15 protein-coding genes are annotated in these 13034 nt (G+C 38.4%); 9 read left to right on the top strand and 6 right to left on the bottom strand.

Features of this window, described 5'->3' with window-relative positions:
- Window positions 1-110 precede the first annotated feature (110 nt).
- The 4 genes from rpmG to HT721_RS00675 all read right to left on the bottom strand — a co-directional run bounded on the left by rpmG (window position 111) and on the right by HT721_RS00675 (window position 948).
- The gene (gene rpmG, locus HT721_RS00690; protein ID WP_001265622.1) at window positions 111-260 is read right to left on the bottom strand and encodes a 50S ribosomal protein L33; all 150 of its coding nucleotides are present in this window, start codon (window positions 258-260) and stop codon (window positions 111-113) included.
- Between the two features lie 15 nt (window positions 261-275).
- The gene (gene rpmF, locus HT721_RS00685; protein ID WP_000290417.1) at window positions 276-458 is read right to left on the bottom strand and encodes a 50S ribosomal protein L32; all 183 of its coding nucleotides are present in this window, start codon (window positions 456-458) and stop codon (window positions 276-278) included.
- Between the two features lie 147 nt (window positions 459-605).
- Window positions 606-782: a PTS ascorbate transporter subunit IIC gene (locus tag HT721_RS00680; protein ID WP_033607100.1), complete on the bottom strand. Its 177-nt coding sequence runs from the start codon at window positions 780-782 to the stop codon at window positions 606-608.
- 25 nt (window positions 783-807) lie between these two features.
- Entirely contained in the window at window positions 808-948 is a 141-nt protein-coding gene (locus HT721_RS00675) for a hypothetical protein (protein WP_001162849.1), read from the bottom strand.
- Between the two features lie 190 nt (window positions 949-1138).
- Here HT721_RS00675 and HT721_RS00670 point away from each other — a divergent pair, with 190 nt between their 5' ends.
- The 6 genes from HT721_RS00670 (at window position 1139) to ilvD (ending at window position 8542) form a co-directional block, all read left to right on the top strand.
- The gene (locus tag HT721_RS00670) at window positions 1139-3169 is read left to right on the top strand and encodes a BglG family transcription antiterminator (protein WP_112444842.1); all 2031 of its coding nucleotides are present in this window, start codon (window positions 1139-1141) and stop codon (window positions 3167-3169) included.
- 3 nt (window positions 3170-3172) lie between these two features.
- Window positions 3173-3457, top strand: a complete 285-nt coding sequence (locus HT721_RS00665; protein WP_000912476.1) for a PTS sugar transporter subunit IIB — start codon at window positions 3173-3175, stop codon at window positions 3455-3457.
- Between the two features lie 12 nt (window positions 3458-3469).
- The gene (locus HT721_RS00660) at window positions 3470-4816 is read left to right on the top strand and encodes a PTS ascorbate transporter subunit IIC (RefSeq protein WP_000975300.1); all 1347 of its coding nucleotides are present in this window, start codon (window positions 3470-3472) and stop codon (window positions 4814-4816) included.
- 3 nt (window positions 4817-4819) lie between these two features.
- Window positions 4820-5677: a transketolase gene (locus HT721_RS00655; protein WP_166732271.1), complete on the top strand. Its 858-nt coding sequence runs from the start codon at window positions 4820-4822 to the stop codon at window positions 5675-5677.
- The gene (locus HT721_RS00650; RefSeq protein WP_173228701.1) at window positions 5674-6606 is read left to right on the top strand and encodes a transketolase family protein; all 933 of its coding nucleotides are present in this window, start codon (window positions 5674-5676) and stop codon (window positions 6604-6606) included. The genes HT721_RS00655 and HT721_RS00650 overlap by 4 nt, the downstream gene beginning before the upstream one ends.
- Window positions 6607-6838: 232 nt before the next feature.
- A complete protein-coding gene (gene ilvD / locus HT721_RS00645) occupies window positions 6839-8542 on the top strand; it encodes a dihydroxy-acid dehydratase (RefSeq protein ID WP_000137346.1) in 1704 nt (567 codons plus the stop codon).
- Window positions 8543-8727: 185 nt separating this feature from the next.
- Here ilvD and HT721_RS00640 read toward each other — a convergent pair whose 3' ends face one another.
- Complete coding sequence (locus tag HT721_RS00640; RefSeq protein WP_001206380.1) at window positions 8728-9069, bottom strand: metal-sulfur cluster assembly factor; 342 nt, start codon at window positions 9067-9069, stop codon at window positions 8728-8730.
- Window positions 9070-9192: 123 nt separating this feature from the next.
- Between HT721_RS00640 and rgg the strand changes: the two genes are divergently transcribed.
- Both rgg and HT721_RS00630 read left to right on the top strand, forming a co-directional pair.
- Window positions 9193-10044 carry a quorum-sensing system transcriptional regulator Rgg gene (rgg, locus tag HT721_RS00635; RefSeq protein WP_173214482.1) on the top strand — a complete coding sequence of 284 codons (852 nt, stop codon included), beginning with the start codon at window positions 9193-9195 and terminating at the stop codon, window positions 10042-10044.
- A 200-nt stretch (window positions 10045-10244) separates the two neighbouring features.
- Entirely contained in the window at window positions 10245-11492 is a 1248-nt protein-coding gene (locus tag HT721_RS00630; RefSeq protein WP_173214483.1) for a transporter, read from the top strand.
- Here HT721_RS00630 and HT721_RS11055 read toward each other — a convergent pair.
- Entirely contained in the window at window positions 11489-11635 is a 147-nt protein-coding gene (locus HT721_RS11055; RefSeq protein ID WP_000694304.1) for a hypothetical protein, read from the bottom strand. The genes HT721_RS00630 and HT721_RS11055 overlap by 4 nt on opposite strands.
- 86 nt (window positions 11636-11721) lie before the next feature.
- Here HT721_RS11055 and hisS point away from each other — a divergent pair, with 86 nt between their 5' ends.
- Window positions 11722-13002, top strand: a complete 1281-nt coding sequence (gene hisS / locus HT721_RS00620; RefSeq protein WP_112444830.1) for a histidine--tRNA ligase — start codon at window positions 11722-11724, stop codon at window positions 13000-13002.
- Window positions 13003-13034: the final 32 nt, after the last annotated feature.

The following is a 13034-nucleotide window of genomic DNA, read 5'->3' as shown; positions in this document are numbered from 1 at the left end:
TTTTAGGGGTGGTCATGATTCGGTTGATTTTTATTGAAATGTACTGAAATTAACAAAAAGAAAAAACGCTTGAATAGCGTTTTTCTTCTGTATTGATTCGTATTGAATGCTTACTTCACTTCTGTAAACACAACGTGTTTGCGAAGTTTTGGTGAGTATTTCTTCAATTGAAGACGGTCTGGAGTGTTACGTTTGTTTTTAGAAGTAAGGTACAAGCGTTCACCAGATTCTTTGTGTTCAAGTGTAATATTTACGCGCATGGTATCTCCCTTCTATTATTCAGCTGATGCAGCTTTAGCGATTTTACGTCCTTTGTAGTATCCTTTAAGTGATACACGGTGAGAACGTGAGTAATCTCCAGTAGTTTCGTCAAAGTTTACAGATGGAGCTGTTACTTTGTAGTGTGTACGACGTTTGTTTTTCTTCGCTTTTGAAGTGCGACGTGCAGGTACTGCCATTTTAATTTCTCCTTTTAAGATATAATTCAGTTAGGTTTGATTTTCATCAACTTTAATAGTATATCAAAACTTTTTTGTAAAGTAAAGTTACTTGACAAAAAAAGATGAAAAAATTCTCCTATTCGGCACGGCAGACAGGAGAAGGTGTTAAATATCAATCTCAAATGGTTCGTCAATGGTTTCTGATACGTATTTTCCGTCTTTCTTCCGTTGTTTGACACATTCTGTGAGGAGATATTCGATTTGGCCATTGACTGAACGAAAGTCATCTTCTGCCCATGATGTGAGTGCAGCGTATAACTTTGTTGAGAGTCGAAGGGGGATCTGCTTTTTTTAGCTTCAACCATCTTTAGTAAAGACTTCCTGTGTTGACAATTGGTTGTGCATCATGATTGCCACAAAGAACGACAAGGAGATTTGAAACCATGGCAGCTTTTCGCTCTTTGTCAAGCTCTACCAATTCCCCTTCATTGAGCCGTTCTAGTGCCATTTCAACCATTCCTATTAATTGTTATCTAAATGATATCGCTTTAATTTATAACGTCAAGAAAAAGTAGAAAAATAATTACTAAAAACTTTCAGCCCAATAATTTCTTTTAAAAGGTGAGATTATATTGTGCTCAAATACTCTTTTATTCTTATAACTTTTACACTATAATTGTAGTTAGAAAGGAAGAGAAATGTTTGATTATAGAGCACTAGTTATTTTGATGACTTTGATGGATCATTGTGAGCTATCATTATATGAATTATCTGTTAAGGTGAGCTTACCTATAAAGGAAGTCAAAGAAGGAATAGATTATTTAGTGCCTTATCTAGCTAATAAAGGGATAGTGCTGGATAAAAAGCAAGGTCGCTATAGTTTATCAAATCGTACGAAGCAGTCTTTGACAGATATTATTAAGTCGGATGAATTGGTTTTACCAAAGTCGACTCGCTTAGCTTTGATCTATCTTTACACTTTTTGCCGATTAGATTTTATATCGAATAATCATTACCAAGACTTTTTGAAAGTAAGTAAGAATACAACCTTATCTGATATTCAATCATTAAGAAAGATTATGTTAGATAATGATTTGGAGCTAGGGTACAGTAGAGCAAAAGGTTATACTTTACACGGTTCAGAGTGGAATAAGCACCGTTTAGCTTTTCAAATGGTTAGTGAGTTGCTGGAATCCTCCATAGGAATTTGGGGTTTGGATTATGTTTTATCCAGTTGGGGGTATTCATTAACTTATGATTTGATAAATCAGGTAGTTAAAGATTATTATGAGAAGCTACAGCTAGTACCTATTGTTAATCAATTAAAAGTTTGCCTTTTCGGTTTAGTATTCATTCTGTGTAGGTATCAAAGGGATGTTGAAAGAGTAGGTCTTTCAGAGACATTAGTATCTCCTGTTATTCAAGATATAACCACTATTTTATTGGATACAGTGGTTGATTTGGGAATTATAGATACGGTGTTTTCTGAGGATGATTATCGCTATATCACCGTTTTATTATCAAGTTGCTTTGAAGGTGAAGTAGATGTTGCTCCGGTTTACTTTAATCAATTAACAGAGGCTATTATAAGTAGAATGGAAGATATTTCTTTGTTACATTTTAAACAAAGGGAAGGATTGAGAGAAAATCTTCGTCGCCATCTTATACCGGCTTACTATAGATTAAAGTTCGGTCTACCTAGTTCAAATGAATATGTGTTGCATGTTAAAGAACATTATCCTGATTTATTTGAACTAGTAAAAGATTCTTTGACTCCCTTGATGGACGCTATTGACAAGCCCATACCTGATAGTGAAACAGCATATTTTGTTATCCATTTCGGAGGTTATTTAAAGAAAGCAGATACTTTGCCTCAAAAATGGTATAAAGCAGCAATCATTTGTCCTAATGGTGTTAGTTCTTCATTGATGTTAAAAGAGAATCTATTAGCATTATTTCCTCAAATTGAGTTCATAGGAACCTCAAAGATTGATGATTTACAGGCGAAAACTAGTAGTGACTATGATATGGTTTTTTCTACCATAAAGGTGGAGACAGAAAAGCCAAATTATCTAGTTTCGGTTATGATGACTGAAGAGCAAGCAATACAACTAGTAGAACTAGTGTTAAAAGATTTTCCGAATTTAGAGTATGGGGATTTTGAGATTGAACAAATCCTGAATATTGTCAAAAGATATGGAATTATTACACAAGAATTGGAATTAAGATTGGCGTTAAAGAATTATCTTTATCAAAAAAATGATAGAAAGGAAATTGTACCAGTGCTAGAACAACTTATTACCAAAGAAACCTATCAGGTGAGTTCGCAAAAATTAGGATGGAAGGAGGCGATTCGTTTAGCAGCTAAACCGCTTTTGGATCAAGATAAGATAACTGAGAACTACCCTGAGGCAATGATTCAAAAAGTAGAAGAGTTTGGACCTTTTATTAATTTAGGGAAGGGAGTAGCAATTCCTCACGCTCGGCCAGATGAAGGTGTGAATGAAATAGGAATGTCAATGTTAGTTTTGGAAGAACCGATTTATTTATTGGATAATCCAGAACAAGAGGTAAGATTGTTGATTTGTATTGCAGCCATTGATAATGAAAGTCATTTAAAGGCTTTGTCACATTTAACAACAATTTTAAGAGATAAAAATCATGTTCAAACTTTAATATCATCAAAAAACTATGATGACATTGAAATGATAATTAAACAGGAGGATTAAATAATGTTAAAAATTGGTACAGCTTGTGGTTCAGGATTAGGTTCAAGTTTTATGGTACAGATGAATATTGAATCTGTATTGAGTGATTTGAATGTTTCAGATGTAGAAGTTGAACACTATGATTTAGGTGGAGCAGATCCAAATGCTGCTGATATTTGGATTGTTGGTCGTGATCTAGCTGATTCAGCTAGTCATCTTGGAGATGTTCGTATCTTAAATAGTATTATTGATATGGATGAACTACGAGAATTAATTACTAAACTTTGTGAAGAAAAAGGACTTATATAGGAGGCTAGCGTCATGATGAAGTTCATATTGGATATTGTTAGTACACCAGCTATTTTAGTAGCTTTAATTGCAATCTTAGGATTAGTTCTTCAGAAGAAGAAATTACCTGATATTATTAAAGGTGGAATTAAGACCTTTGTTGGTTTCTTAGTTGTATCTGGTGGTGCAGGAATTGTACAAAATTCTTTAAATCCATTTGGTACCATGTTTGAGCATGCTTTTCATTTATCTGGCGTTGTGCCGAATAATGAAGCAATTGTAGCTGTAGCTTTAACAACATATGGCTCAGCTACTGCAATGATTATGTTTGCAGGTATGGTATTCAATATCTTAATTGCTCGTTTTACTCGATTCAAATATATCTTTTTAACAGGGCACCACACTCTATATATGGCGTGTATGATTGCAGTCATTTTATCAGTTGCTGGCTTTACAAGTTTGCCTCTTATCTTACTAGGAGGATTAGCACTCGGTATTATTATGAGTATTTCCCCAGCATTTGTGCAAAAATATATGGTTCAATTAACTGGAAATGACAAGGTGGCTTTAGGTCATTTCAGTTCTTTGGGATATTGGTTGAGTGGTTTTACTGGTAGCCTTATCGGTGACAAATCAAAATCAACAGAGGACATTAAATTTCCAAAGAGTCTAGCTTTTTTACGTGATAGTACTGTTAGTATTACTTTATCCATGGCAGTTATTTATATTATTGTAGCTATCTTTGCAGGGTCAGAATATATAGAAAAAGAAATCAGTAGTGGTACAAGTGGTCTAGTTTATGCTTTACAATTAGCAGGTCAATTTGCAGCAGGTGTATTTGTTATTTTAGCAGGTGTTCGCCTTATTTTGGGTGAAATTGTTCCAGCCTTTAAAGGTATTTCAGAGCGTCTTGTACCTAATTCAAAACCTGCTTTGGATTGTCCGATTGTTTATACTTATGCACCCAATGCAGTTCTAATTGGATTTATCTCTAGTTTTGTTGGTGGTTTAGTAAGTATGGCAATTATGATTGCTTCAGGAACGGTTGTTATCTTACCAGGCGTTGTGCCTCATTTCTTCTGTGGAGCGACTGCAGGTGTTATTGGGAATGCATCTGGTGGTGTTCGTGGAGCCACTATTGGAGCATTTTTACAAGGTATTTTAATCAGTTTTCTTCCAGTCTTTTTAATGCCAGTTTTGGGAGGACTTGGTTTCCAAGGATCAACTTTCTCAGATGCAGATTTTGGTCTATCAGGAATTATTTTAGGAATGTTAAATCAATTTGGCTCACAAGCAGGCATTGTGATTGGTCTTGTTCTTATTTTAGCAGTTATGTTTGGAGTATCCTTTATTAAAAAGCCATCTGTAAAGGAGGAATAAGGGATGATTTTAAGTAAAAATAGAGAAGATGAGTTAAGAAAATTTGCGACTAACATCCGATTAAATACTCTTGAAACCTTGAATCATCTTGGATTTGGTCATTATGGAGGGAGCCTGTCTATCGTAGAAGTTCTAGCAGTGCTTTATGGTGAAATAATGCCAATGACTCCAGAAATATTTGCATCGCGAGATAGAGATTATTTCATATTATCAAAAGGTCACGGAGGACCAGCTCTATACAGTACACTCTATTTGAATGGTTTCTTTGACAAAGAATTCTTATATTCTTTAAATACAAATGGAACCAAATTACCGTCTCATCCTGATAGAAATCTAACGCCAGGCATAGATATGACAACGGGCTCTTTAGGACAAGGAATTAGTGTTGCAACCGGACTTGCATATGGTCAGAGAATAAGAAAAAGTCCCTTTTATACCTATGCTATTGTTGGAGATGGTGAGTTAAATGAGGGACAATGTTGGGAGGCTATACAGTTTGCTTCTCATCAACAGTTATCTAATTTAATTGTATTTGTAGACGATAACAAAAAACAATTAGATGGTTTTACAAAGGATATTTGTAATCCAGGTGATTTTGTAGAAAAATTCTCATCATTTGGATTTGAATCCATTAGGGTCAATGGTTCAGATATTAGAGAAATTTATGAAGGGATTATCCAATTAAAACAGTCAAATAATTCATCCCCTAAGTGTATTGTATTAGACACTATTAAAGGTCAAGGAGTTCGAGAGCTGGAAGAAATGAAATCCAATCATCATCTTCGCCCTACTGTAGAGGAGAGACAAATGTTAACTTCAGTTGTAGAAAGATTAAGTCAGGAATTGGAGGAAACAGAATGATGAGAAGTACGAAAGAATTACGACATGTGTATAGAGATTTCCTTCTAGAGGCTAACCAAAGTTATTCTGATATAGTAGTTTTAGAAGCAGACTTGTCAAGTTCTAGGGCTACTAATAATCTTGAAAAGGACTTTGGAGACCGTTATGTGAATGTTGGGATCATGGAAGCAGAGATGGTCGGACTTGCAGCAGGTTTATCTATTCAGGGGTTTAGACCTTATCTTCATACATTTGGTCCTTTTGCTTCACGAAGGGTATTTGATCAATTATTTATTTCTCTTGGATACGCACAATTGGATGCCACTGTGATTGGATCAGATGCAGGAGTAACTGCAGAAATGAATGGTGGGACACATATGCCATTTGAAGAAATTGGATTGTTACGTTTAATTCCTAAATCGATCATTTTTGAAGCAACTGATGATATCCAATTTCGTGAAATATTGAACCAGACATTAGACTTAAAAGGACTGAAATATATTCGAACAATTAGAAAAGCTCCAGAGGCTGTATATCAAGGTGGAGAAGATTTTTCTAAAGGCTACATTGAGTTAAGACACGGTGAAGATGTTGTAATCGTTGCTTCTGGCATAATGGTTGCTCCAAGTATTCGAGTTGCGGATGAACTGTCTAAATTAGGTTATTCAGTAGGTGTGATAGATTTATTTAGAATTAAACCGATACCAGAACAGATAAAAACAATGTTAAGTGGAAAAACTATATTTACTGTAGAAAACCACAATCAGATAGGTGGAATTGGCAGTGCTTTATGTGAATTATTCTCTGATGATGGAATAACAAAAATTCATCGGATGGGTGTTCAAGAAAGATTCGGTCAAGTAGGGAAAGTGGATTATCTTCTTAATGAGTATGGTTTGAGTGAATCGAATATAAAAGAGAAAGTTCTAGAAATTTATAATGCAAGATAGATGTTGAATACACTGTTCTGAAAGAATTTTTGTAACAATTACAGTACGTTATTTAAAGAAAGCGGATTAAAAAGCATATTCTGGTCATCAGAAAGTGCCCTAATCCGCTTTGTTGTTTTTAGTTTTAAATATTTCATATGTATATAGAATTTTCTGAAAATTCAAGAATTTTCTTCTGTTCATTGCTTTTAAAATGTGCTATAATAGTAAAAACTGAAATGGGAGGGAACAAATGACCGAATTAGATAAACGTCACCGCAGTAGCATTTATGACAGTATGGTAAAATCACCAAACCGTGCTATGCTTCGTGCGACTGGTATGACAGATAAGGACTTTGAGACACCGATTGTGGGAGTGATTTCGACTTGGGCGGAAAATACACCATGTAACATCCACTTGCATGATTTTGGGAAATTGGCTAAAGAAGGTGTCAAATCGGCAGGTGCTTGGCCTGTGCAGTTTGGGACTATCACTGTAGCGGACGGGATTGCCATGGGAACGCCCGGTATGCGTTTCTCTTTGACATCTCGTGATATCATTGCGGACTCAATCGAGGCGGCTATGGGAGGCCACAATGTGGATGCCTTCGTCGCTATCGGTGGCTGTGACAAGAACATGCCTGGTTCTATGATTGCCATTGCCAATATGGATATTCCAGCTATTTTCGCTTATGGTGGAACTATTGCACCGGGAAATCTTGATGGTAAAGATATTGACTTGGTTTCTGTTTTTGAGGGTATCGGAAAATGGAACCACGGTGACATGACAGCTGAGGACGTAAAACGTCTTGAATGTAATGCCTGCCCTGGCCCTGGTGGCTGTGGTGGTATGTATACAGCTAATACCATGGCGACAGCTATCGAAGTTCTAGGTATGAGTTTGCCAGGCTCCTCATCTCACCCAGCTGAATCAGCTGATAAGAAAGAAGACATCGAAGCAGCAGGACGTGCTGTTGTTAAGATGTTGGAGCTCGGTCTCAAACCATCAGACATCTTGACTCGTGAAGCCTTTGAAGATGCCATCACTGTAACTATGGCTCTCGGTGGTTCTACAAATGCCACTCTTCACTTGCTTGCCATTGCCCATGCTGCCAATGTTGACTTGTCACTTGAGGACTTCAATACGATCCAAGAGCGTGTGCCTCACTTGGCCGACTTGAAACCATCTGGTCAGTATGTCTTCCAAGACCTCTATGAAGTCGGTGGTGTGCCTGCGGTTATGAGATACCTCTTGGCAAATGGTTTCCTTCATGGAGACCGCATTACATGTACTGGTAAGACTGTAGCTGAAAACTTAGCTGACTTTGCAGACCTTACACCAGGCCAAAAAGTCATTATGCCACTTGAAAATCCAAAACGTGCAGATGGTCCGCTTATCATCTTGAACGGGAACCTTGCCCCTGATGGAGCAGTTGCCAAGGTATCAGGTGTTAAAGTGCGTCGTCACGTTGGACCAGCTAAGGTCTTTGACTCAGAAGAAGATGCGATTCAGGCCGTTCTGACAGATGAAATCGTTGATGGCGATGTTGTCGTTGTTCGTTTTGTTGGACCTAAGGGTGGTCCTGGTATGCCTGAGATGCTGTCACTTTCATCCATGATTGTTGGTAAAGGTCAAGGAGACAAGGTTGCCCTCTTAACGGATGGCCGTTTCTCTGGTGGGACTTATGGTCTAGTTGTTGGACATATCGCTCCTGAGGCTCAGGATGGTGGACCAATTGCCTACCTTCGTACAGGCGATATTGTTACGGTTGACCAAGATACCAAAGAAATTTCCATGGCCGTATCCGAAGAAGAACTTGAAAAACGCAAGGCAGAAACTACCTTGCCACCACTTTACAGTCGTGGTGTCCTCGGTAAATATGCCCACATCGTATCATCTGCTTCACGCGGAGCCGTGACAGACTTCTGGAATATGGACAAGTCAGGTAAAAAATAAACTCAAAAAGCAAGCCAACTTCGGCTTGCTTCTTTTCATCTCCAAAAGTGATTTGCCTGCCTATACTCAATAAAAATCAAAGAGCAAACTAGAAAGCTAGGCGCAGGTTGCTCAAAACACTNNAGTCAGTAACATCTATACGATAAGGCTAAGCTGACGTGGTTTGAAGAGATTTTTGAAGAGTATTAACGAGGTGGCAGTCCAAGGGCAATACGGCCGTAGCGACTGATTCGTGTGATTTTCCAGGCAGGCGACCAGGTGACTTCAACCTTGACATCTTCGATACCCTCGATTTGTTTCAGACCTGCTACGATTTCGATAGGCAGGCTTTCGGCACAATCACAGGCGGTGTCGGTGAAGGTCATGACAATCTTGCAGAGGCCCGTTTCATCCAGATTGATTTCATAAATCAGTCCTAGATTGTAAACATCCAATTCCACATCTGTATCAAAAACCTTCTCTAGTTTTTCGATAATTTGGTCTTGCAAGGCTAAAGCGCGGTCATTGATTTTGATATCCTCTCTCATTACAGTCCCTCCACGTGATAAATATCCTCTATTTTCTCATAATTCTGACAATTTGGCAAGTTTTTGATGAATTTTCTGAAAAATATGATAAAATGAAGAAAATACTGAATCAAGGGGAAGTCTATGGAGCAGATTGGAAAAGTCTTTAGACAATTACGAGAGTCAAGAAATATCTCGCTGAGACAAGCAACTGGGGGACAATTTTCGCCGTCTATGTTGTCCCGATTTGAAACAGGTCAGAGTGAGCTTTCGGTGGAAAAGTTTTTATTTGCCCTAGAAAATATATCTGCCAGTGTAGAGGAAATTCTCTTTCTGGCGAGAGGTTTTCAGTATGATACAGATTCTGAGTTGAGAAAAGAAATCATAGATGTCTTGGATCCAAAGAATATAGCTCCGCTTGAGGACTTGTATCGCAAGGAGTATCAAAAGCATGCCCATTCTCAAAACAAACAGAAACATATTCTAAATGCCATTATGATCAAGTCTTATATGAAGGGCATGGATGAAGGGGTAGAGTTAACAGCAGAGGAAGGGAAAGTCCTTCATGATTATTTGTTTTCTACCGAGATTTGGGGGATCTATGAACTCAATTTATTTTCAGTCAGTTCACCATTTTTATCTGTTTCTCTTTTTACTAGATATGTACGAGAAATGGTCCGAAAATCTGATTTTCTAATGGAAATGTCTGGCAATCGAAACCTTTTTCACACTATACTATTGAATGGTTTTTTAGCTAGCATTGAGTGTGAAGAATTTACTAATGCCCATTATTTTAAACGTGTTATCGAAGAGCATTTCTACAAGGAAAATGAGACCTACTTCCGAATTGTCTATTTGTGGGCGGAAGGTCTCCTTGATAGCAAGCAAGGCAGAGTCAAGGAAGGACAAAAAAAGATGGAAGATGCTGTCCGTATTTTTGAGATGCTTGGCTGTAACAAATCTGCCGAATACTATAGAAAAACGATCGATTGTTGAATATCTGCAAACTAAGAAAATTATTTGAAATTTGAAGCGATAGAACTATTGGGCTCTCTCGTGTCACTGGAGAAATTCTATCGTTTCTTTTTGCTCATTTCATTTGTTGCATATATTCAAAAGTTTTTCCTCTAAAATTTCTAAGTGCTATACTATAGTCATACTTCACATAAAACTTCGAACAAGAAGGGAGATTACCTATGAAACTATTGTTTAGAAATCAAGCTTATCGATTCTTGACTTTGTCACGATTCTTCAATGCTTTTGGTGCTTCGATTTTCAACCTGGTATTTATCGTCTATGCATCGACCTTGCCGCAAGCCTCCTTTGCTGTTGCTATGGCGAATATTGTCATGATTCTTCCGACTCTCTTTACAGTTTTTGTAGGGATTCGGGCAGATTACACGAGGGACAAGGTCAAATGGATGGTCTATAGCGGTTTGTTTCAGGCGGTTTTATTTTTTCTAGCAGCCCTAGTTGTTCAGCAAGCTAGTCTCTTTGCCTTTTCTAGCCTGTGTTTGATCAATGTCATTAGTGATGTCATCAGTGATTTTGCTGGTGGTTTGCGCATGCCTCTTATTAAGGAAAAAGTAGCTGAAAATGATTTGATGGAGGCTTACTCTTTTTCACAGTTCATCACCTATATTTCAGCTATTGGGGGTCAATCTTTCGGAGTCTGGCTCTTAGGGCTATCGGTCAACAATTTTTCCCTTGTTGCGGGAATCAATGCCTGTTTTTTCCTCGTATCAGCTTCTGTTCTCTTTTTAGGAAGAAGCAAATTGAGTATATCAATTTCATCTGCTGATGGTGAATCACTAAAAAATGAGAAGCTTCCTATCAAAGACCAGTTCCTAACGATTTACCGAAATTTACGTCTCGTTTTTCTTAAAAGTGGACAGAAAAACTTTGGTTTTATGCTCTTTGCTGTCTTGCTTATCAATGCCTTGGGTGGCGCTTTGGGTGGAATTTATAATATCTTCTTTTTGAGCCATTCTCTCTTGAATTTTTCTTATACAGAGGCACTATTTATCAGTCAAGTCTGTGCTTTAGTAGCAATCATCATCAGTAGCCTTACGGGCAATGATTATTTTGGGAAGCAGTCCTTGCCTAGATTGATGATGTGGGTGACCGTAGGACTCAGTCTAGTTGGTCTAGCTAATTTATTCAATCAAGTCGTACTTGGTTTACTATTTCTCTGTTCAACTCTGTATGTGTCTGGTAAAGTTCAACCAAAGATTAGTGCCATGCTCCTGAAAAATCTAGCTCCAGAGGTTCTAGCTCGTACCAGTAATTTTTTAGGTTTATTGTTCACCTTATCCATACCTGTGGGAACAGCCTGTTTTTCACTTGTAGCTGTATGGAATATACAGTTGACTTGGATGCTATTTGTTGGTCTTTCCTTGCTAGCTATTCTTTTGACGATTCTTAATCTCAAAAATGATATCTAATACTCTTCGAAAATCTCTTCAAACCACGTCAGTGTCGCCTTACCGTAGATATGGTTACTGACTTCGTCAGTTCTATCCACAACTTCAAAACATTGTTTTGAGCAACCTGCGGCTAACTTCCTAGTTTGCTTTTTGATTTTCATTGAGTATAAATCCTAATTTTGTTCTCACTGTTTTAATCCCTCTATTTATGGTAAAATAAGACTATTAAGTTTAAAGAGGATTCCCTATGAAATTACAAAAACCAAAAGGAACGCAGGATATTTTACCTGCTGAATCTGCCAAATGGCAGTACGTTGAGGGCTTTGCCCGTGAAATTTTCAAGCGCTATAACTATGCAGAAGTGCGCACGCCTATTTTTGAGCATTACGAGGTTATCAGCCGTTCTGTCGGAGATACAACGGATATCGTAACCAAGGAAATGTACGATTTCTATGACAAGGGTGACCGCCATATTACCCTCCGTCCAGAAGGAACTGCGCCTGTTGTCCGTTCCTACGTGGAAAATAAACTCTTCGCCCCAGAAGTGCAAAAGCCAAGTAAGTTCTACTACATGGGCCCTATGTTCCGCTATGAGCGTCCACAGGCAGGGCGTTTGCGCCAGTTCCACCAGATTGGTGTTGAGTGTTTTGGATCTAGCAATCCAGCTACCGATGTGGAAACCATCGCTATGGCAGCCCACTTCCTGAAAGAAATTGGCATCCAAGGTGTCAAATTGCACCTCAACACTCTTGGGAATCCTGAGAGTCGTGCGGCCTACCGTCAAGCCTTGATTGACTATTTGACACCGCTCAAGGAGACCTTGTCCAAGGATAGCCAACGTCGTTTGGAGGAAAATCCTCTCCGTGTCTTGGACTCTAAGGAAAAAGAAGACAAGGTGGCAGTGGAGAATGCACCTTCTATCTTGGATTTCCTTGATGAAGAAAGCCAAGCTCATTTTGATGCTGTGCGTCAGATGTTGGAAAATCTGGGTGTAGACTATATCATCGATACCAATATGGTGCGTGGTCTGGACTACTACAACCACACCATTTTCGAGTTTATCACTGAGATTGAGGGCAATGACCTGACCGTCTGTGCGGGTGGTCGTTACGATGGTTTGGTTTCTTACTTTGGAGGCCCTGAAACTGCTGGCTTTGGTTTTGGACTTGGTGTAGAGCGCCTGCTTCTCATTCTTGAAAAGCAAGGTGTGTCTCTCCCTATCGAAAACGCCCTAGATGTCTATATCGCAGTTTTGGGAGAAGGAGCAAATGTCAAGGCCTTGGAATTAGTACAGACTCTTCGCCAACAAGGTTTCAAAGCAGAGCGTGATTACCTCAATCGTAAACTCAAAGCTCAGTTCAAGTCAGCCGATGTCTTTGCGTCTAAGACCCTCATCACCCTAGGAGAGAGCGAAGTCGAAAGCGGACAAGTGACAGTCAAGAACAACCAAACTCGAGAAGAAGTGCAAGTGTCACTTGAGACAATCAGCCAAAACTTCTCAGAAATCTTTGAAAAACTAGGATTTTAATGATAGATAAACTGGTCAGGAACCTACTCCTG

It is taken from the genome of Streptococcus sp. 4094 (genome assembly GCF_013277125.1).
GTDB lineage: Bacteria > Bacillota > Bacilli > Lactobacillales > Streptococcaceae > Streptococcus.
The sequence above is the reverse complement of the archived record's forward strand: the minus strand, read 5'-3'. Positions and strand labels throughout refer to the sequence as shown.